We start from the raw sequence: 18,808 nt of genomic DNA, 5'->3' as shown, positions 1-18,808 counted from the left end.
GACGGTAACCTAACCAACGTGACGACCTCAGAACTCCCCGCGCGCACCGAGCTCACTCCTGACGTCCGCAACGGCATCGACTACAAGGTGGCAGACCTCTCGCTGGCCGAATTCGGCCGCAAGGAGATCCGCCTCGCCGAGCACGAGATGCCGGGCCTGATGGCGCTGCGTCGTGAATATCACGACGTCCAGCCGCTGAAGGGCGCGCGAATCTCCGGATCGCTGCATATGACGGTCCAGACCGCCGTCCTGATCGAAACCCTCGTTGCCCTCGGCGCCGATGTGCGCTGGGCCTCGTGCAACATCTTCTCCACCCAGGACCACGCCGCCGCCGCCATCGTGATCGGCCCGAACGGCACCGTCGACGAGCCCGCAGGCATCCCCGTGTTCGCCTGGAAGGGCGAGACGCTGGAGGAGTACTGGTGGGCCGCCGAGCAGATGCTCACCTGGCCCGGCGAGCCGGCCAACATGATCCTCGACGACGGTGGCGACGCGACCATGCTCGTGCTGCGCGGTGCGCAGTTCGAGAAGGCCGGTGTGGTTCCGCCCGCCGACGCCGACCACTCCGCCGAGTACACGGTGTTCCTCGACCTGCTGCGCGGGAGCCTCGAGGCCGACAAGACCAAGTGGAGCGTCATCGCCGACTCGGTCAAGGGCGTCACCGAGGAGACCACCACCGGCGTGCTGCGCCTGTACCAGTTCGCCGCCGCGGGTGAGCTGGTGTTCCCGGCGATCAACGTCAACGACTCGGTCACCAAGTCCAAGTTCGACAACAAGTACGGCACCCGCCACTCGCTGATCGACGGCATCAACCGCGGCACCGACGTGCTCATCGGCGGCAAGAAGGTGCTGATCTGCGGTTACGGCGATGTCGGCAAGGGCTGCGCGGAGTCGCTGGCCGGCCAGGGCGCGCGCGTGCAGGTCACCGAGATCGACCCGATCAACGCGCTGCAGGCGCTGATGGACGGCTACGACGTGGTTACCGTCGAGCAGGCGATCGGCGATGCCGACATCGTCATCACCTCGACCGGCAACAAGGACATCATCACCCTCGACCACATGAAGGCGATGAAGGATCACTCGATCCTGGGCAACATCGGCCACTTCGACAACGAGATCGATATCGCGGCGCTGGAGCGTTCGGGCGCGACCCGGATCAACATCAAGCCGCAGGTCGACGAGTGGACCTTCAAGGAGTCCGGCAAGGCGATCATCCTGCTGTCGGAGGGTCGTCTGCTCAACCTCGGCAACGCGACCGGTCACCCGTCGTTCGTGATGTCGAACAGCTTCTCCAACCAGGTCATCGCGCAGGTCGAGCTGTGGACCAAGCCGGAAGAGTACGACAACGAGGTCTACCGCCTGCCCAAGCACCTCGATGAGAAGGTCGCCAAGATCCACGTCGAGGCCCTCGGCGGCACCCTGACCAAGCTCACCAAGGATCAGGCCGAGTACATCAACGTGGACGTGGAAGGCCCGTACAAGCCGGACCACTACCGCTACTGAGTTCTGTACGCCACGGTGGCCCGTCGACCCTCGGTCGGCGGGCCACCGTCGTCACCTCACCCGACCGGCCCGGTGGCGCAGATCGAGGGGCGACCGTTGCTGCTCAGGCTGCCAAGTCCGCAGAGTAGGACGCCGGCGAGTTCGCTGGAGCCGGTCGAGGTGGCGGCTTCGTTGCTCCCTGTCATCACGGCGGGGCCCGAGCCGGTCGTCACCACGCTGGTGAGCAGCCTGTTCAGTGAATCCATGACCTCGGAGGATCCGACCACTTCTTGTGCTGCGGCGGTCGGGTCGGCGCCACAGCGCGAGCCGCACCGGCCCGCTTGGAGGAGGCCGGCCAGAAAGCTCGACGGAGCCAGCAGCGCGCTTCCGGAATCCGGCGCCACAGCATGGTCGCCGGTCTCCGCGGCGGCGGTGCCGCAGGTCAGCGCGGCGGTGATGGCGAGGGTGGCGGCAGTGGTGCGAACGATCATCTTCAATGGTGCTCCGATTCCGGGCGCCCGGTTACTTCCGGTGCGGTGGGGATCACTCTGTTCGGCGGCGTCGGCGATGACCAGCCCGGAGTTCTGGGGGCTGTGCGGGTAATCTGCTGCACATGGGCGTACTGATTGCGGTCGAGGGGCTCGATGGTGCCGGTAAACGGACTTTGATCGATGGGCTGATCGCCGAATTGTCCGCGAAGGGCTTGCGGGCGGACAGTCTGGCCTTTCCGCAGTACGGGCATTCGATCCATGCCGATCTCGCGGCGGAAGCGCTGCGTGGCGGCAATGGCGACCTGGCCGGGTCGATCAACGGCATGGCGATCATGTTCGCGCTCGATCGGTCCGCCGCGCAGGCGGAATTGTCGGACCTGCTGGGCGGCAACGACATCGTGATCCTGGACCGGTGGGTGGCCTCCAACGCCGCCTACTCGGCCGCGCGCGCGCACCAGGACGCCGACGGCGAAATCGTGTCGTGGGTGGGCGATCTGGAGTTCGGCAGGCTCGCATTGCCCGCGCCGGATCTCACCGTCCTGCTCGACGTGCCCACCGAGGTGGCGGTCGAACGGGCCCGGCTGCGTGGCGAACTCGACGACACGCGCGCCCTCGATGCCTATGAACGGGACGGCGGTCTGCAGCAGCGCACCGGCGAGGTCTATCGTGAACTCGCCGACCGCGACTGGTTCGGCCGGTGGTGGACATACCGATCCGATGACGATAGGCCTGCGTTACTCACCCTCTGTTCGGAAATCTTTTCCGGATGAGGTTGGATACGCGACGGGTTCGCACCATTAATGGCGTGGCGGCCCGATCCTGGCCTGGGAGATGACAACATAGGACTATGAAGCCCAAGATTCTGGTCGTCGACGACGATATGGCACTCGCTGAGATGCTGACCATCGTCTTGCGCGGGGAAGGGTTCGACCCGCATGTGGTGGGCGACGGCACACAGGCCCTGTCAGCGGTGCGGGAGATCCGCCCCGATCTGGTTCTGCTCGACCTGATGCTGCCCGGCATGAACGGCATCGATGTATGCCGGGTGCTGCGGGCCGATTCCGGCGTTCCGATCGTCATGCTCACCGCCAAGACCGATACGGTCGATGTGGTCCTCGGCCTGGAGTCCGGCGCCGACGACTACATCGTCAAACCCTTCAAGCCGAAGGAACTCGTCGCCCGCGTACGAGCGCGCCTGCGCCGCACCGAGGACGAGCCCGCCGAGTTGCTCTCGATCGCCGACATCGTCATCGACGTGCCCGCGCACAAGGTGACTCGCGGCCCGGGGCAGATCTCGCTCACCCCGCTGGAGTTCGACCTGCTGGTCGCGCTCGCGCGCAAGCCTCGTCAGGTGTTCACCCGCGAGGTACTGCTCGAGCAGGTGTGGGGTTACCGGCACGCCGCCGACACCCGTCTGGTGAACGTGCACGTACAGCGGCTGCGCGCCAAGGTCGAGAAGGATCCGGAGAACCCGGAGATCGTGTTGACCGTGCGCGGTGTCGGTTACAAGGCCGGACCGCCGTGATCGGTCACTGCGAGGCGCCGCTGTGACCACTGGTCCAGTGGCGCAGCTGCGGCGGTGGGCGAGCCCGATCATGGCCTGGTTCCAGGCCGTCGGGACCGCACTCGGCCACCTGTGGCGCCGGTCGTTGCAGCTGCGAGTCATCGTTTCGACGTTGACCCTTTCGCTCATCGTGATCACGATCCTCGGGGTCGTGCTGACCGGTCAGATCACCGACCGGCTCCTCGAAGCCAAGATCAACGCGGCTGTCGAGGAGATGGATCGTGCCCGCAGCACGATCGAGAACAAGATGTCGGGCGTCCAATCCGGCAACAGCCAGGAGCAGCAACTCGACGACGCGCGAGCAGCGCTGTCCAGCCGTGGCGGCACCGGTCAGTCCAGCGGCGCCGCGGGGAGTTTCGACTCGGCGTTGGCGATGGTCGGCGGAACACCGCCGCACGAGATCGCCACCAGTTCGATCTCGGAGGTCCCGCAGGAACTGCGCCGATTCGTCCAGCGCAACCAGGTCTCCTACCAGTTCACCACCGTCGCCGACCCCGACGGTTACCGAGGGCGTGCGCTGGTCATCGGCAGCCCGAGTGCCGAGGTCGCGACGTTGGAGATCTACCTGATCTTCCCGCTGGCGAGCGAGGAATCGAGCCTGTCGCTGATGCGCGGCACGATGCTCATCGGTGGGGTGGTCCTGCTGGTGTTGCTCGCCGCGATCACCGCGCTGGTCACCCGGCAGGTGGTGCTGCCGATCCGGTCGGCGGCGCGAATCGCGGGCCGATTCGCCGACGGCAGGCTCAAAGAACGCATGCTGGTGCGCGGCGAGGACGACATGGCGCGGCTGGCGCAGGCGTTCAACGAGATGGCCGAGAGCCTGTCGAACCAGATCACCCAGCTCGAAGAATTCGGCAATCTGCAGCGCCGCTTCACCTCCGACGTCAGCCACGAACTGCGCACCCCGCTCACCACGGTGCGCATGGCCGCCGACCTCATCCACGGCTCCAGCGACGATCTCGATCCCGCCCTCGCGCGCAGCTCCGAACTGCTCGTCAACGAGCTCGACCGGTTCGAGGGCCTGCTCAACGACCTGCTCGAGATCTCCCGCCATGACGCGGGTGTGGCCGAACTGCAGGTCGAATCGCTGGATGTGCGGATGTGCGCGCGGGCCGCGATCTCCACGGTGCGCCACCTGGCCCGCGACGCCGAGATCGAGGTGGTGATCGACCTGCCGGAGGAGCCGGTGATCGCCGAGGTCGATCCGCGCCGCGTCGAGCGCGTGCTGCGCAACCTGCTCGCCAACGCGATCGACCACTCCGAGGGCAAGCCGGTGCTGATCCGCATGCGCGGCGACGCCGAGGCCAATGCCGTCGCGACGGTGGTGCGCGATCAGGGCGTGGGGCTGCGGCCGGGCGAGGAGAAGCTGGTGTTCAACCGGTTCTGGCGCTCGGACCCGTCGCGGGTGCGTCGCTCGGGTGGCACCGGGCTCGGCCTGTCGATCAGTGTCGAGGACGCGAATCTGCACGAGGGCAGGCTCGAGGCGTGGGGCGATCCGGGTGTCGGTGCGAGCTTCCGGCTGCTGCTGCCGATGGTGCGCGGTCGCAAACTCGGTCAGAGCCCGCTCGCGCTGGAACCGATGCTGCGCAAGGTCCCCGCGCTGCCGGAAGTAGAACCCGAGCCGACGGTCGTCGAAGCCGAACCTGCCGAGTCGACCGCGGTCGCTCCGACAGAGTCCGGCTTTCCGACTGCCGACGATTCGACCGTCGCGGAGCCGGGAGCGGTCGAACCGCAAGACACCGACCTATCGGCGGAGGACCCCGGCATCGACCGGCCCGCCACGGATGCGCACCCGACTACCAACGGTCGCGGCGCTGCCCCAGCCGACCTCGACGAGCCGATGTCTACCGAGACCAGAGACGGGAAGTCATGACCAGCGCGCGTGGTGATCGTCGGGATCGGCACGGCGCCGCACTGGTCGCGGCGGTTCTGGCCGGGCTGATGGTGCTCACCGGCTGCGCGAGCCTGCCGGAGTCCTCCGCACCCCAGGCACTCGGCACGATCAACCCCGCCCCCACGTCGGAGGGGCCGACCCCGCCGATCTCCGGCCGCGACCCCGACCTGCTGCTCGGCGACTTCCTCACCGCCAGCGCCGATCCCACCAACAAGCACGCCGCGGCCCGCCAGTACATGGCGCCGGAGACAGCGGGCAGTTGGAACGACGAGGCGAGCACCACCATCGTCGACGATCGCCCCGACACCCTGCGCGAGTCGCGTTCGGGCGACAGGGCCAGCTACGTGCTGCGCGCCCGTAAGGTCGGTGAGCTCGCCCGCGACGGCGGCTATCGCGCCACCGAGGGCACCCTCGAGAACAAGATCGAGATGAGCAAGATCGACGGCGAGTGGCGGATCACCGAGCTGCCGCCGGGCGTCGTGATGGACAACGACGCCTTCGTCAACTCCTACCATCGCTACGTCCTGCACTACATCGACCCGGGCAATTCGCTGCTCGTCCCGGATCCGCGCTGGATCTCGGTGCCGCGCGCCCAGCTCACCGAGCGATTGATCGGCATGCTCGCCGAGGGCCCGCAGTCCGCGATCGCCCCGGTGGTGCGTAACCAGTTGGCGCAGCCGGTCGCGCTGCGCGGACCGATCACCAAGGCCAACAACGAGCCGGGTGATGTCGGTGTCGGCATCGGGGGAGTGCGTATCGACTTCGCCGGGATCAGCGGGCTCGGACAGCGCGACCGCGAGCTCCTCGCCGCGCAGGTGGTGCTCACCCTGGCCGGCGCCGATATCCTCGGCCCCTACGTGCTGCTCGCCGACGGCAAGCCGCTCGATGATCGGTACGTCAATGGCTGGTCGGTCGCCGATGTCGACCAGTACAGCGCCTCGGCGCCCGGCCAGAACCGGATCGGCCTGCACGCGCTGCGCAACGGCACCCTGGTACAGGTCACCCCGGACGGGATCGTCACGCCGAGTGGTTCCTTCGGCGAGGCGACCAATCTGCAGTCGGTCGGCATCTCGGCCGACGGCCAGTTCGTCGCCGCGGTCGCCGCCTCGGGCAAGCCGATGCCCGAGCCCGCCCACACCCTGCTCATCGGCAACTACGGCGCCAAGGCATTCGCGGTCGCCGAGGGCAGCAGCATCGCCCGCCCGTCCTGGACCAGCGACGGCGGCGCCGCGTGGACGGTGATCGACGGTGAACGGGTCATCCGGGCGGTCACCGATCGCGCCACCGGCAATGTGTCCACCGAGGACGTCGACATCACGGCCCTCTACGAAGGCGCCGGCGCCCCCCGACCGCCGATCAGCGAGGTGGTGATCTCGCGCACCGGCGTGCGCGCGGCGCTGATCGCCGACGGCAAGGTCTACGTCGCGGTGGTCCAACGGCGTCCCGACGGCAAGTACGCGCTCACCTCCCCGCTGCCGCTGGCGCTCGGTCTGAGCTCGCGCGCGGTCTCACTGAGCTGGGCCACCGGCGACACCGTCATGGTCGCCCGCGAAGGCAATGTCGACCCGGTCTTCACCGTCTCCATCGATGGCTCCCAATTCAGCTCGGTGACCTCGCAGAATCTCACCCCGCCGGTCCGGGTGGTGACAGCGGCCCCGGCCACGCAGTACGTGGCCGATTCCCGGGCCGTGTTGCAGCTGCAGACCGCCGATCCGACCCGCAATGACCGTTTCTGGCGCGAGGTACCCGGTTTGACCGGAGAACAGGTTGTACCGGTCCTACCGAGCTGAGCATGTCGGTACCCACTGCCATACTCGCTCGCTATGAAGGCGCTGCTGGATCTGATCCTGCCCGACCGGTGCGGTGGCTGCGGATCGCTGGGCGAGAATTGGTGCGCGGAGTGCGCCGCTGAACTCGGCCGCGCTCCCATCCGGGTGCGGCCGCGCGCCGACCCCGGTATTCCGTGTTGGGCGCTCGGCCCCTACACCGGTGTGGGCAGGCGGGCGGTGCTGGCGGCCAAGGAGCAGGGCCGCCGCGACCTAGCCGCCCCGCTCGGGCTGGCGCTCGCCCACGCGTTGGCCCGCTTACGCGCCCCCGACCGCCCACTGCTGCTCGTGCCCGCGCCGACCAGAACCGGGGCAGCGCGTCGCCGCGGCGGTGACCCGGTGGCCCGCTCGGCCGTGGTCGCCGCACGGTGGCTGATCGATTGCCGAACCGCGCCTCTGCTGCGGATGGGTCGCGGTGTTCGGGATTCGGTGGGCTTGACGACGCATGAGCGCAGACACAATCTGCGCGGCAAGATCATGACCGTCGCCGATCCGGCCGAGTGGGTCGCCATCGGTGCGAAAGCCCAGGTAGTGCTGGTCGACGATGTGCTGACCACCGGCGCCACCGCCTGCGAATCGACACGTGTTCTTAGCCGGATCGGCATAGTTCCGCGAGCGGTTTTGGTTACCTGCGCGGCTTGACGGAGGAAAGTTCGCGTGAACAGTGGCGGACTTGCCGATGGCGGACTAGCGTCGCGAGCACACACCGAACCACAAGTTTGGGAGGTGGTGCCGCGGATACAGGTGCCGGGCGATTCCCGATCGGCACAGCTCAATCCCGCCGCCCTACGTTCGTAGTTGTGCGGCCATATCCGGGAGGTACGCGTGACGACTTCTTCACGGGCATCAGTGCAAGATGCTGAACCCACGGCACTACAGAACGGTGCCACCGAGACAATCGATTCCGAGAGCCCGAACGCCGAAGTGGTGGTCTCCGGTCGAAATGTCGAAGTCCCTGACCACTATCGAATCTACGTGGCGGAGAAGCTGTCTCGGTTAGAGCGCTTCGACCCGTCGATCTTCCTCTTCGATGTGGAACTGTTCCACGAACGCAATCGTCGTCAACGCAAGGCTTGCCAGCGTGTGGAGATCACCGCGCGTGGCCGTGGACCGATCGTGCGCGCCGAAGCATGCGCCGACAGTTTCTATGCCGCGCTCGAATCGGCCACCCAGAAGATCGAGAGCAGACTGCGCCGGACCAAGGACAAGCGGCGCGTCGTGCATTACGGCGACAAGACGCCGGTCTCGGTCGCGCAAGCCACCGCGACACTGGTCGACGACTCGCTGTTCGCCCCGCCGGACGGTTCCGCTGCCCACGACCACGACGAGACCGTCGACGAGGCAGGCCCCGGCCACATCGTGCGCACCAAGGTGCACACCGCGACACCGATGTCGGTAGATGACGCCCTCTATCAGATGGAATTGGTCGGCCACGACTTCTTCCTATTCCACGACAGCGAGACCGACCGCCCGTCGGTGGTCTACCGCAGACACGCCTTCGACTACGGCCTGATCAAGCTGGCCTAGAACCACGACCGATCCGGGCATCCGCGCTTCGCGGGTGTCCGGATTTTGTTCAATTGCCGAAGGTTTCGTGATGCACGGCCTCGGTCAGCGACCGTCCCGACCGCCATCCGAAACGTTCCAGGTCCGGCACCTGCTGGAACGCGCTGACCGGTCCTACGCACAGCCAGGCCACCGGCTTGATCTGCGCGGGTAGACCGACGAGTTCGCGCAGGAATTCCGGCTCGTAGAACGACACCCAGCCCACCCCTACCTGCTCCGCGGTCGCCGCGAGCCACAGGTTCTGGATGGCCAGCACGGTCGAGTACACGCCTGTCTCCGGCACGCTCGCCCGGCCGAGTACCTGCGGCCCGCCGCGCGAATCATCGTGCGTGACAACAACACCCGTGCCGCTCTCGACGATCCCGTCGATCTTGATCGGCGCGAACGTCGTCGCTCGGTCGGCGGGCAGCGACGCACCGAACTCCGCGCGCTTGTCCGCCACGTGCTCGGCGAAACGGCGCAGCGTCTCGGCTCGACGCACCACGACGAAATCCCACGGCTGTGAGTTCCCGACGCTGGGCGCGCGATGCGCGGCGTCGAGAATTCGCAACAGGGTGTCGTCGTCGACGGGCTCGCCGGTGAATTCGGCGCGCACGTCACGACGCAGACGGATCGCGTCGTAGACGCCGAGCTGGTCGGTACTCACGCCGACCATACAACCGCAGCCGGTCAGCCCACCGTCCGGCGGGCCAGCTTGCGACCGGCGGCCAGCGCGGTGCGCAAGCCCTGACGACGCCCGGTCACCGGGTCGATCGAGGGGGTGGTGTTGCCGGCGAACAGGCGCTCGGACTTGGTCTCGGGCGCGTCGTCGGCGGTGTGGCGCAGGTACTTGTTCGGCAGCGAGAGCTTGAGGATGGTGCGCCACGACTTGAAGTACTGCACCGGCAGCGAGCCGGTGGTGTAGGGCAGGTCGTACTTCTCGGCCAGCTCACGCACCCGTACCGCGATGGCGGCGTAGCGGTTGCTCGGCAGGTCGGGGAACAGGTGGTGCTCGATCTGGTGGCTGAGGTTGCCGCTCATGAAGTGCAGCAGCGGTCCACCGCTGATGTTGGCGCTACCCAGCATCTGGCGCAGGTACCACTCGCCCTTGGTCTCGCCCTCGATGTCGGCCTTGGTGAACTTCTCGGCGCCGTCGGGGAAGTGCCCGCAGAAGATGATCGCGTTGGTCCACACATTGCGCACCACGTTGGCGGCGATATTGGCGGTGAGCGTGGTGAGGAACGACGGTCCGGTGAGCAGCGGGAAGACCACGTAGTCCTTGGCGGCCTGCTTGCCGATCTTCTTCAGCACCAGCGTGCGGTCGGCCTCGAACTGCTTCCACTCGGGCGAGTCCTTGTCCCACTTCTTCTTGGCGACCTTGCCCAGCTCGAGGTGCTGGATCGCCACGCCGTACTCGAACAGCGCCTGCAGCAGGAAGTTGTAGATGGGGTTGCCGAGGTAGAACGGCATCCAGCGCTGGTCACGGGTGACGCGAAGCAGGCCGTAGCCGATGTCGTCGTCCATGCCGAGCACGTTGGTGTACTTGTGGTGCAGGAAGTTGTGGGTGATCTTCCAGTGCGCCGACGGGCCCGCGTTGTCCCATTCCCACGAGGTGGAGTGGACTTCCGGATCGTTCATCCAGTCCCACTGCCCGTGCATGACGTTGTGCCCGATCTCCATGTTCTCGATGATCTTGGCGGAGCCGAGCAGGGCGACACCGGCCAACCAGGCCGGGGGCAGGAAGCTGGCGAACAGGACCGTGCGGCCGCTGATCTCGAGCGCGCGCTGTAGCCGGATGACATTGCGGATATAGCGCGCGTCCGCCGCTCCGCGCGAGGATTCGATTTCCCGGCGGATCGCATCGAACTCCGCGCCTAGAGCTTCGACATCCGCTGCGGTGAGGTGCGCGTATTCCTTGACATCCGAGATCGCCATGGCGGCTACAGTACCGTAAGTTACGAGAGCGTAGGTTGGCGATTTCGGCGACGAAATGTGTGATAAGTCCTATTGCGCCGTCGAGATGGAAATGTTATCAGGCGTGTCGGGCCATGCGGCGAGCTGCCTTGTCGCGCAACACACCCCGCTCGTGCACAGCGCGTTCGCCCAGTGCGCGCTTGGCCTCGCGCAACGCCAGCTTCTCCTGCCGTGCTCGCGCCTTGAGCGCCACCTTCGCCTCGCGCAGCACTTCCTTCTCGTGCCGTGCCTTGATCTCGAGGGCGACCTTAGCGTCGTGCAGCGCCGAACGCAGACCGAAGCGCTTACCGGTCTCCGGGTCGACCCGCAGGCTCTCGGGCAGTGAGATTCCGGCGAACTTGCGCTCCGACGACGTCTCGGGCGCGTCGTCGGCGGTGCGCTTGAGGAAACGATCCGGCAGCGCCAGCTTGTGGATGGTGCGGAAGGCCAGCAGGTACTGCTTGCCCAGCGAGCCGGTGGTATAGGGCAGGTCGTACTTGTCGCACAGTTCGCGCACGTGCACCGCGACCTCGGAGTACCGGTTGCTCGGCAGATCGGGGAACAGGTGATGTTCGATCTGGTAGCAGAGGTTGCCGCTCATGAACGCCATCACCGGGCCGGCCTTGAAGTTGGCGCTGCCCAGCATCTGGCGCAGGTACCACTCGCCCTGGGTTTCCCCGTCGAGCTGTTCGGCGGTGAACTTCTGTGCGCCGTCGGGGAAGTGGCCGCAGAAGATGACGGCATAGGACCACAGGTTGCGCACCAGATTCGCGGTGGCGTTGGCCTTCAGCGTCGACTTCCACGCCGGTCCGGTCAGCGCCGGATACAGCACGAAATCCTTGGCGACCTGACGGCCCGCCTTGCGGTAGAACTCGATGTCGGGCGCCGAGGTGTGCGCGCTCATCGGAATCCCGGCCAGCTCCTTCTCGATGCCGAGATCGTGCAGGGCGATACCCCACTCGAAGGTCGCGGCCAGCAGCAGGTTGGCGGCGGGCTGAGCCAAATGCAGTGGGCGCCACTGCTCGTCGCGCGTCATCCGCAGGATGCCGAAACCGAGATCCTCGTCCTTGCCGAGGACGTTGGTGTAGGTGTGGTGCGAGTAGTTGTGCGCGCGCCGCCACTGCGACGAGGTGCCCGTCATGTCCCACTCCCAACTGGTGGAGTGGATCTCGGGATCGTTCATCCAATCCCACTGGCCGTGGCTCACATTGTGGCCCAGCTCCATGTTCTCGATGATCTTGGCCACCGAGAGCATCGCGGTACCGCCGAGCCAGGCCCAGCGGTTACGGCTGCCGAACAGCACCGCTCGCCCGGCTACCTCGAGGGCGCGCTGGGCCGCGATGGTGCGACGGATGTACTTGGCGTCGCGTTCGCCGCGGGAGGTCTCCACCGAGCGGCGGATCGAATCGAGTTCTTTCCCCAGGGTCTCGATGTCGGCCGCCGTCAGATGGGCGAAGGCCTGGATATCGGTGATGGCCACCGGGGGTCCTCCTGTTGTTTATCAGCGGCAGGTGCCGCGGGTTCTCGGCCTGGGAACCTCGATCTTCCCTCGCCGAGGGCGCTCCGTAGTCGCACCCGTTCGGCGAGTCCAGATCGAGGCGGCCGAGAACCGGGCGCTGCGCGCCTCGGGTCCTCGCCCTCGATGCTGTTCGACCTGTGAGTGATCCTAAGTCGCGCCCTCGGGCATGGATCGAAGTGAGGGGCCTCAGCGATTGCCGTCGGTCACGGGTTATGACCGACGCATACCCCGAGGGTACCCGCTCAGCGGTCCGGCAACCGGCTAGATGTCCAGCGTGCAGTCGCCCGCGGCGGCGGAAATGCAGGTTTGCACCTTGTCGCCGGGTTGACGTTCGTCGCCGTTGCGCAGATCACGGGCGTGTCCGGCGGACAGGGTCACCACGCAGGTCTGGCAGATACCCATCCGGCAGCCGAAGGGCAACTGCACGCCGACGGATTCCCCGGCTTCGAGCAGGCTGGTCGCGCCGTCGACGGTGAGGGTGCGCCCGGTGGTGCCGAAGGTCACGGTGCCGCCCTCGCCGATCGCTGAGCGTTCCACCTCGAAGCGTTCGATGTGCAGCTGCTCTGCCACACCCGCGTTCTTCCAATGGGTTTCGATCGCGTCGAGCATCGGGGCCGGTCCACAGGCCCAGGTCTCGCGTTCGCGCCAGTCGGGGTAGAGCTCGTCGAGCCGGGCCAGGGAGAACAGGCCCTGCTCGTCGGTGAGTTGCAGGTGGGAGACGAAGCTGGGGTGCTTGTCGTGCAGGGCGCGCAGCTCGGCGCCGAACATCACGTCGGCGTCGGTGGGCGCGGAGTGCACGTGCACCACGTCGTTGACCCCGTCGCGGCGGTCCATCGTGCGCAACATCGACATCACCGGGGTGATACCGCTGCCCGCGGTGATGAACAGCACCTTCGCCGGCGGCGGCTCCGGCAGCACGAACCCGCCCTGCGGCGCGGCCAGCCGCACGATGGTGCCCGCGGCCACCCCGTTGACAAGGTGGCTGGACAACTTGCCCTCCGGCATCGCCTTCACCGCGATGGAGATGAGTCGTTTGCCGCCCTCGCCGGTCCAGTCCGGGGGACAGGTCAGCGAGTAGGAACGCCAGTTCCACCGGCCGTCGATCAGGATGCCGATGCCGATGTACTGCCCGGGGCGGTACTTGAAATCGAAGCCCCAGCCCGGCTTGATCACCAGGGTCGCCGAGTCGGCGGTCTCCTTCTGCACCTCCACGATGCGGCCGCGCAGCTCGCGCGCCGACCACAGCGGGTTGGCCAGGTGTAGATAGTCGTCGGGCAGTAGGGGAGTGGTCACCCGGGCGACCGCGCCACGCAACACGTTCAGCTTGCCGCCCCGATCGGCGACCTGCGCCGCCGGTGCTTCGAGCCATTCCCGGAACTTGTTCAGGACCATCTGTGCCGTTACTCCCTGTCATACATCCGCGCCACCGTGGGGTGACTCGCTCGCAGCAAGGTTACGGCATCGTAGGTTGAGCGCTAGTTGTGAACATTCGGCAACCGGGGCGCCGGCCGCCGAAAACTACAACAGTTCGAGCAGGAACGGCAGCTCCTGGGGCGCGTACCAGGCAAGCTGATGGTCCTCGGCGTCGCCGAGCACGAATTCCGCGTCGGTATCACCGAGGTCGGCCGCGTCGATGACGTCCACGGCCTTGGCGACCTGCGGCTCGGCCTCGGCCAGGTCGACATGCACCGCGGCGACCTGCTTGAAGCTGATCGGCCCCGACAGCTTCACCACAGCATCGTCGAGATCGGGCCGCAGCTTGGCCCCCGGCACATCCGCCGCGATCACCGCGCGCCGATACACCGGGCTCCCCGGGGCGGACGTCGTCGCTTCGGCTGCCGCGTCGTCGTCCAGATCGTCGAGGCCGTCGCGCTCGGCGCCGATCAATCGCATGGAGGCCCGTGCGGCTTCCTGCATCGCCACCTCGGCGAGTTCCTCGTCGTCGCCCGCGGCGTACGCCTCGCGCAGGGCGGGCGTCACGGCGAACGCGGTCGCGCCGAGCGGGAGCAACTGCTGCTCGTCGACGAGTTGGCGCAGGATCGGAATCGTCGCCGGGATGTAGACGCGCATCGTGTCGTTCTCAGAGACAGGCACCGAGCAACTCCTCCATCGATTCGTGCACCGAGGCCGCGAGGACATCGATGTCGGCCATGGCGTCGCGGTCGGCGTTGAGTCCGTAGAAGACCTGACCGTCGTACGAGGTGAGTCCGAAACTCAATGTCTGATTGCGCAGCAGCGGCGACACCGGATACATCTCCAGCATGCGTGCCCCGCCGATGTACATCGCGGTCTGTGGTCCCGGCGCGTTGGTGATCACCAGATTGAAACTGTTGTCGGCGAAGGTACTCGCCGCCCGCACACTCATCGCGTGCAGGCTCGCGGGCGCGAACCCGGCCAGGTGCACGAGGGTGCGCGCCCGCACCCCGCGACGCTGCCTGCCCGCGGCCTCGGTGGCATGGGAGATGTGCGACAGGCGCATCGTCGGATTCGGTTCGCCCACAGGCAGATCGATGAGGAACGAGGACACTTCGCTGGCCGGGGTCAGCTGATTGTCGCCGTCGACGTAGACCGACATCGGCACCACCGCGCGCAGATTGGTCGACTCGATCAGCGCCTCGTTGCGCGAGAGCAACCAGTTGCGCAGCGCCCCGGTGACCACCGCGAGCACCGCGTCGTTGATCGAGCAGTCGAAATGTCTGCGGATGGTGCGGTAGTCGTCGAGGTCTGTGCGCACCACATCGAAGCGGCGGCTGCGCGAGGTGCGGGCGTTGAGCGGGCTGTCCGGCGCCGCGCTCGCGGTCGCCGCGCGCACCACGTTGGCCGCGGCCTTCACCGCCATCCGCGTGCCGCGCACCACGCCGAAGGCGTTCGATCCCGCGTCGCGCATCACGCTGTAGGCCTCGCGCGGCTGGGCGGCCAGCTGCGACAGCGCCCCGGCCAGCAATTCCACATCGGTGGGTTCGCGCGGCGCGCGCCACGCGTCGTCGGCCAGTTCGCGCGGCAGTGGGGAGTTGTCGAGGATCACGTGACCGATCTCGAGGGCGGTATCACCGTCGACGAGCGCCGAGTGCGACTTGGTGAACACCGCGGCGCGCCCGTCGGCGAGCCCCTCGATGAGATACATCTCCCACAGCGGTCGCCCCTGATCCAGCGGACGCGAGGCGAGCCGGGCGACGAGATCGTAGAGCTGGGAGTCGCTGCCCGGACCCGGCAGCGCGGAGCGGCGGATGTGATAGCTGATGTCGAAACGGCTGTCCTCGACCCAGACCGGCCGACCCAGGGCCAGGGGGATCTCGCGCACCTTGCGGCGGTAGCGCGGCACCATCGGCAGCCGGGATTCGACCAGGTCGACGAGGCGTTCGTAGTCGAGTACCTGGCCTTCGGTGTCCGGGGAGGAGTTGTTCAGGATCGCGAGAGAGCCGATATGGATCGGGTTGCTGCTCGACTCGAGCCGATAGAACGACGCGTCCTGCGGCGTCAATCTCGTGATCACGCGCTCCGAAGCTCCTTCCGGTGCCGTACGGCGCTGATCGGGCACGCGGTACATCCTACGTCACGGCAGGTGAATAACAGTGCCGGGCAACGAGGCTCGCCGGGCGTCGTGACCTGGGGTAATGACTGCACCGGTACATCGGGCACGGGTCCGCGCCGCCGGGTACGGTGGTCTGCGGACTACCATCGCCGTTGAACACAACTCCGACCAGAGGACTGACGAGACCCGTGCCTGCGCTGACACTGACGAGGTTGCTACGGATTGGTGAAGGTCGCATGGTCAAGCGGCTCTCGAACCTCGCCGATGAGGTCATCGCGTACGGCGACGAGATCGAAGCGTTGACCGACGACGAGCTGCGCGCCAAGACCGACGAATTCCGCCAGCGCTACGCCGACGGGGAAACCCTCGACGACCTGCTGCTCGAGGCGTTCGCCGTGGCGCGTGAGGCGTCGTGGCGGGTGCTGAACCAGAAGCACTACAAGGTTCAGATCATGGGCGGCGCCTCGCTGCACCTCGGCAATATCTCGGAGATGAAGACCGGTGAGGGCAAGACCCTGACCTGTGTGCTCCCCGCCTACCTCAACGCCATCTCCGGCGACGGCGTGCACGTGGTCACGGTCAACGACTACCTGGCCAAGCGTGACGCCGAGTGGATGGGCCGTGTGCACCGTTTCCTCGGCTTCGAGGTCGGCGTGATCCTGGGCGGGATGACCCCCGCCGAGCGTCGGGTGGCCTACGCCGCCGACATCACCTACGGCACGAACAACGAGTTCGGCTTCGATTACCTGCGCGACAACATGACTCACTCCCTGGACGATCTCGTCCAGCGTGGTCACAACTTCGCCGTGGTCGACGAGGTCGACTCGATCCTCATCGACGAGGCCCGCACCCCGCTGATCATCTCGGGCCCGGCCGACGCGTCGTCGAAGTGGTACGCCGAATTCGCGCGCATCGCGCCGCTGCTGAAGAAGGATGTCCACTACGAAGTCGACATCAAGAAGCGCACCATCGGCGTGCACGAGCAGGGCGTGGAGTTCGTCGAGGATCAGCTCGGCATCGACAACCTCTACGAGGCCGCGAACTCGCCCTTGGTGAGCTACCTGAACAACGCCATCAAGGCCAAGGAGCTCTACCAGCGCGACAAGGACTACATCGTCCGCGACGGCGAAGTGATCATCGTCGACGAGTTCACCGGCCGTATCCTGGTCGGCCGCCGCTACAACGAGGGCATGCACCAGGCGATCGAGGCCAAGGAGAAGGTCGAGATCCAGCCGGAGAACCAGACCCTGGCCACGATCACCCTGCAGAACTACTTCCGCCTCTACAGCAGGCTGTCGGGCATGACCGGTACCGCCGAGACCGAGGCCGCCGAGCTGCACTCGATCTACAACCTCGGCGTGGTCCCGATCCCGACGAACAAGCCGATGGTCCGCAAGGACCAGGCCGACCTGATCTACAAGTCGGAAGAGGCCAAGTTCGCCGCCGTCGTCGACGACGTGACCGAGCGGCACGAGAAGGGCCAGCCGGTCCTGATCGGTACCACCAGCGTGGAGCGCTCGGAGTACCTGTCCAAGCAGTTCACCAAGCGTGGTGTGGCGCACTCGGTGCTGAACGCGAAGTTCCACGAGCAGGAAGCCCAGATCATCGCCGAGGCCGGTCGCCCCGGCGCGGTCACCGTGGCCACCAACATGGCCGGTCGTGGTACCGACATCGTGCTCGGCGGCAACGCCGACATCATCGCCGACATCCTGCTGCGCAAACAGGGCCTCGACCCGGTGAACACCCCTGACGAGTACGAGGCCGCGTGGCACTCCGCGCTCGAGCAGGTCAAGAAGCAGACCGAGGACGACGCCGAGACGGTCCGCGAGGCCGGCGGTCTCTACGTGCTCGGCACCGAGCGCCACGAGTCGCGCCGTATCGACAACCAGCTGCGTGGTCGTTCCGGCCGTCAGGGCGACCCGGGCGAGTCCCGCTTCTACCTCTCGCTGGGTGACGAGCTGATGCGCCGCTTCAACGGCGCCGCGCTCGAGTCGATCATGACCCGGCTGAACCTGCCCGACGATGTGCCGATCGAGGCGAAGATGGTCTCCAAGGCCATCAAGAGCGCGCAGACCCAGGTCGAGCAGCAGAACTTCGAGATCCGCAAGAACGTTCTGAAGTACGACGAGGTCATGAACCAGCAGCGCACCGTGATCTACGGCGAGCGCAACCAGATCCTGCGTGGCGAGGACATGGAGGGTCAGGTTCAGAACATGATCACCGACGTGACCACCGCCTACGTCGACGGCGCCACCGCCGAGGGTTACGTCGAGGACTGGGATCTGGACAAGCTCTGGACCGCGCTCAAGACGCTGTACCCGGTGAGCCTGGATCACAAGGAACTCACCGGCGAGACCGCCACCGGCGACGCGGGCGAACTCACCCGCGACGAACTCCGCGAGGTCCTCCTCGAAGACGCCCACACCGCCTACGAGAAGCGCGAGCAGGAGATCGACGGCCTCGCGGGCGAAGGCGCGATGCGCAACCTGGAACGTCAGGTCCTGCTCTCGGTCCTCGACCGCAAGTGGCGCGAACACCTCTACGAGATGGACTACCTCAAGGAGGGTATCGGCCTGCGCGCCATGGCCCAGCGCGACCCTTTGGTCGAATACCAGCGTGAGGGCTTCGACATGTTCGCCGCCATGCTGGAGGGCCTGAAGGAGGAGTCCGTCGGCTTCCTCTTCAACCTGCAGGTCGAGGTCCAGCAGCCCCAGCCCGAAGGCGTCTCGATCGACAAGGGCCTGCGCTCCCCGGTCGGTGCCCGTCCCCAGGACACCCCCGCGGAAAACCAAGCCCCACCAGCCCTGCGTGCCAAGGGAATCACCGATCAGGCCCCCCGGGCCATGAACTACTCGGGCCCCGCCGAAGACGGCCACGCCGAATCCCATTCCGATGCCCAGGAATACGGCGGCCAGCAGCAGTCCGGCACCCGCCGCGAACGCCGCGTCGCGGCTCGCACCGACTCGAAGGGCAAGCGCCGCCGCTGAATTCGGTTATCTGAC

At 66.8% G+C, this 18,808-nt stretch carries 15 protein-coding genes; 8 read left to right on the top strand and 7 right to left on the bottom strand.

Annotation, left to right across the window (positions count from 1 at the left end; genetic code table 11):
• The first annotated feature begins 18 nt into the window (after window positions 1-18).
• Complete coding sequence (gene ahcY, locus OHS03_RS22300) at window positions 19-1,503, top strand: adenosylhomocysteinase (RefSeq protein WP_056813059.1); 1,485 nt, start codon at window positions 19-21, stop codon at window positions 1,501-1,503.
• Window positions 1,504-1,559: 56 nt separating this feature from the next.
• On the opposite strand, the gene OHS03_RS22295 is transcribed toward ahcY, so the two are convergent.
• A complete protein-coding gene (locus tag OHS03_RS22295) occupies window positions 1,560-1,973 on the bottom strand; it encodes a hypothetical protein (protein WP_328656762.1) in 414 nt (137 codons plus the stop codon).
• 122 nt (window positions 1,974-2,095) lie between these two features.
• Between OHS03_RS22295 and OHS03_RS22290 the strand changes: the two genes are divergently transcribed.
• The 6 genes from OHS03_RS22290 to hpf all read left to right on the top strand — a co-directional run bounded on the left by OHS03_RS22290 (window position 2,096) and on the right by hpf (window position 8,784).
• Window positions 2,096-2,743 carry a dTMP kinase gene (locus OHS03_RS22290; protein WP_056813052.1) on the top strand — a complete coding sequence of 216 codons (648 nt, stop codon included), beginning with the start codon at window positions 2,096-2,098 and terminating at the stop codon, window positions 2,741-2,743.
• A 77-nt stretch (window positions 2,744-2,820) separates the two neighbouring features.
• Window positions 2,821-3,498 (top strand): MtrAB system response regulator MtrA, encoded by a 678-nt coding sequence (mtrA, locus tag OHS03_RS22285; protein ID WP_056813049.1) that lies wholly within the window; start codon window positions 2,821-2,823, stop codon window positions 3,496-3,498.
• A gap of 70 nt (window positions 3,499-3,568) precedes the next feature.
• Window positions 3,569-5,410, top strand: a complete 1,842-nt coding sequence (mtrB, locus tag OHS03_RS22280) for an MtrAB system histidine kinase MtrB (RefSeq protein WP_328664356.1) — start codon at window positions 3,569-3,571, stop codon at window positions 5,408-5,410.
• Window positions 5,407-7,221 (top strand): MtrAB system accessory lipoprotein LpqB, encoded by a 1,815-nt coding sequence (gene lpqB / locus OHS03_RS22275; RefSeq protein WP_328656760.1) that lies wholly within the window; start codon window positions 5,407-5,409, stop codon window positions 7,219-7,221. Before mtrB ends, lpqB begins: the two co-directional genes overlap by 4 nt.
• Before the next feature lie 33 nt (window positions 7,222-7,254).
• Window positions 7,255-7,899, top strand: a complete 645-nt coding sequence (locus OHS03_RS22270; protein WP_328656758.1) for a ComF family protein — start codon at window positions 7,255-7,257, stop codon at window positions 7,897-7,899.
• 255 nt (window positions 7,900-8,154) lie between these two features.
• The gene (gene hpf, locus OHS03_RS22265) at window positions 8,155-8,784 is read left to right on the top strand and encodes a ribosome hibernation-promoting factor, HPF/YfiA family (protein ID WP_301908111.1); all 630 of its coding nucleotides are present in this window, start codon (window positions 8,155-8,157) and stop codon (window positions 8,782-8,784) included.
• 49 nt (window positions 8,785-8,833) lie between these two features.
• Here hpf and bluB read toward each other — a convergent pair whose 3' ends face one another.
• The 6 genes from bluB to OHS03_RS22235 form a co-directional block, all read right to left on the bottom strand.
• Window positions 8,834-9,478 carry a 5,6-dimethylbenzimidazole synthase gene (bluB, locus tag OHS03_RS22260; protein WP_407942402.1) on the bottom strand — a complete coding sequence of 215 codons (645 nt, stop codon included), beginning with the start codon at window positions 9,476-9,478 and terminating at the stop codon, window positions 8,834-8,836.
• A 14-nt stretch (window positions 9,479-9,492) separates the two neighbouring features.
• Window positions 9,493-10,737, bottom strand: a complete 1,245-nt coding sequence (locus tag OHS03_RS22255) for a fatty acid desaturase family protein (RefSeq protein WP_056813037.1) — start codon at window positions 10,735-10,737, stop codon at window positions 9,493-9,495.
• Between the two features lie 97 nt (window positions 10,738-10,834).
• On the bottom strand, window positions 10,835-12,235 hold the full coding sequence (locus tag OHS03_RS22250; protein ID WP_056813034.1) for a fatty acid desaturase family protein: 1,401 nt from the start codon (window positions 12,233-12,235) through the stop codon (window positions 10,835-10,837).
• Between the two features lie 300 nt (window positions 12,236-12,535).
• Complete coding sequence (locus OHS03_RS22245) at window positions 12,536-13,666, bottom strand: ferredoxin reductase (RefSeq protein ID WP_056813031.1); 1,131 nt, start codon at window positions 13,664-13,666, stop codon at window positions 12,536-12,538.
• 126 nt (window positions 13,667-13,792) lie between these two features.
• On the bottom strand, window positions 13,793-14,344 hold the full coding sequence (locus tag OHS03_RS22240; protein WP_328664355.1) for a DUF6912 family protein: 552 nt from the start codon (window positions 14,342-14,344) through the stop codon (window positions 13,793-13,795).
• A 10-nt stretch (window positions 14,345-14,354) separates the two neighbouring features.
• Complete coding sequence (locus tag OHS03_RS22235; protein ID WP_328656755.1) at window positions 14,355-15,767, bottom strand: WS/DGAT/MGAT family O-acyltransferase; 1,413 nt, start codon at window positions 15,765-15,767, stop codon at window positions 14,355-14,357.
• Between the two features lie 227 nt (window positions 15,768-15,994).
• Here OHS03_RS22235 and secA point away from each other — a divergent pair, with 227 nt between their 5' ends.
• Complete coding sequence (gene secA, locus OHS03_RS22230) at window positions 15,995-18,793, top strand: preprotein translocase subunit SecA (protein WP_082843906.1); 2,799 nt, start codon at window positions 15,995-15,997, stop codon at window positions 18,791-18,793.
• The last annotated feature ends 15 nt before the right edge of the window (window positions 18,794-18,808 follow it).

The organism is Nocardia salmonicida (assembly GCF_036142455.1).
Taxonomy (GTDB): Bacteria; Actinomycetota; Actinomycetes; order Mycobacteriales; family Mycobacteriaceae; genus Nocardia; species Nocardia salmonicida.
The sequence above is the reverse complement of the archived record's forward strand: the minus strand, read 5'-3'. Positions and strand labels throughout refer to the sequence as shown.

Excerpts from the sequence above, each read along its gene's own strand:
- OHS03_RS22295 (WP_328656762.1), bottom strand. The coding sequence starts at position 1,973 with ATGATCGTTCGCACCACTGCCGCCACCCTCGCCATCACCGCCGCGCTG.
- OHS03_RS22290 (WP_056813052.1), top strand. The coding sequence starts at position 2,096 with ATGGGCGTACTGATTGCGGTCGAGGGGCTCGATGGTGCCGGTAAACGG.
- mtrA (WP_056813049.1), top strand. The coding sequence starts at position 2,821 with ATGAAGCCCAAGATTCTGGTCGTCGACGACGATATGGCACTCGCTGAG.
- mtrB (WP_328664356.1), top strand. The coding sequence starts at position 3,569 with ATGGCCTGGTTCCAGGCCGTCGGGACCGCACTCGGCCACCTGTGGCGC.
- lpqB (WP_328656760.1), top strand. The coding sequence starts at position 5,407 with ATGACCAGCGCGCGTGGTGATCGTCGGGATCGGCACGGCGCCGCACTG.
- OHS03_RS22270 (WP_328656758.1), top strand. The coding sequence starts at position 7,255 with ATGAAGGCGCTGCTGGATCTGATCCTGCCCGACCGGTGCGGTGGCTGC.
- bluB (WP_407942402.1), bottom strand. The coding sequence starts at position 9,478 with ATGGTCGGCGTGAGTACCGACCAGCTCGGCGTCTACGACGCGATCCGT.
- OHS03_RS22255 (WP_056813037.1), bottom strand. The coding sequence starts at position 10,737 with ATGGCGATCTCGGATGTCAAGGAATACGCGCACCTCACCGCAGCGGAT.
- OHS03_RS22245 (WP_056813031.1), bottom strand. The coding sequence starts at position 13,666 with ATGGTCCTGAACAAGTTCCGGGAATGGCTCGAAGCACCGGCGGCGCAG.
- OHS03_RS22240 (WP_328664355.1), bottom strand. The coding sequence starts at position 14,344 with ATGCGCGTCTACATCCCGGCGACGATTCCGATCCTGCGCCAACTCGTC.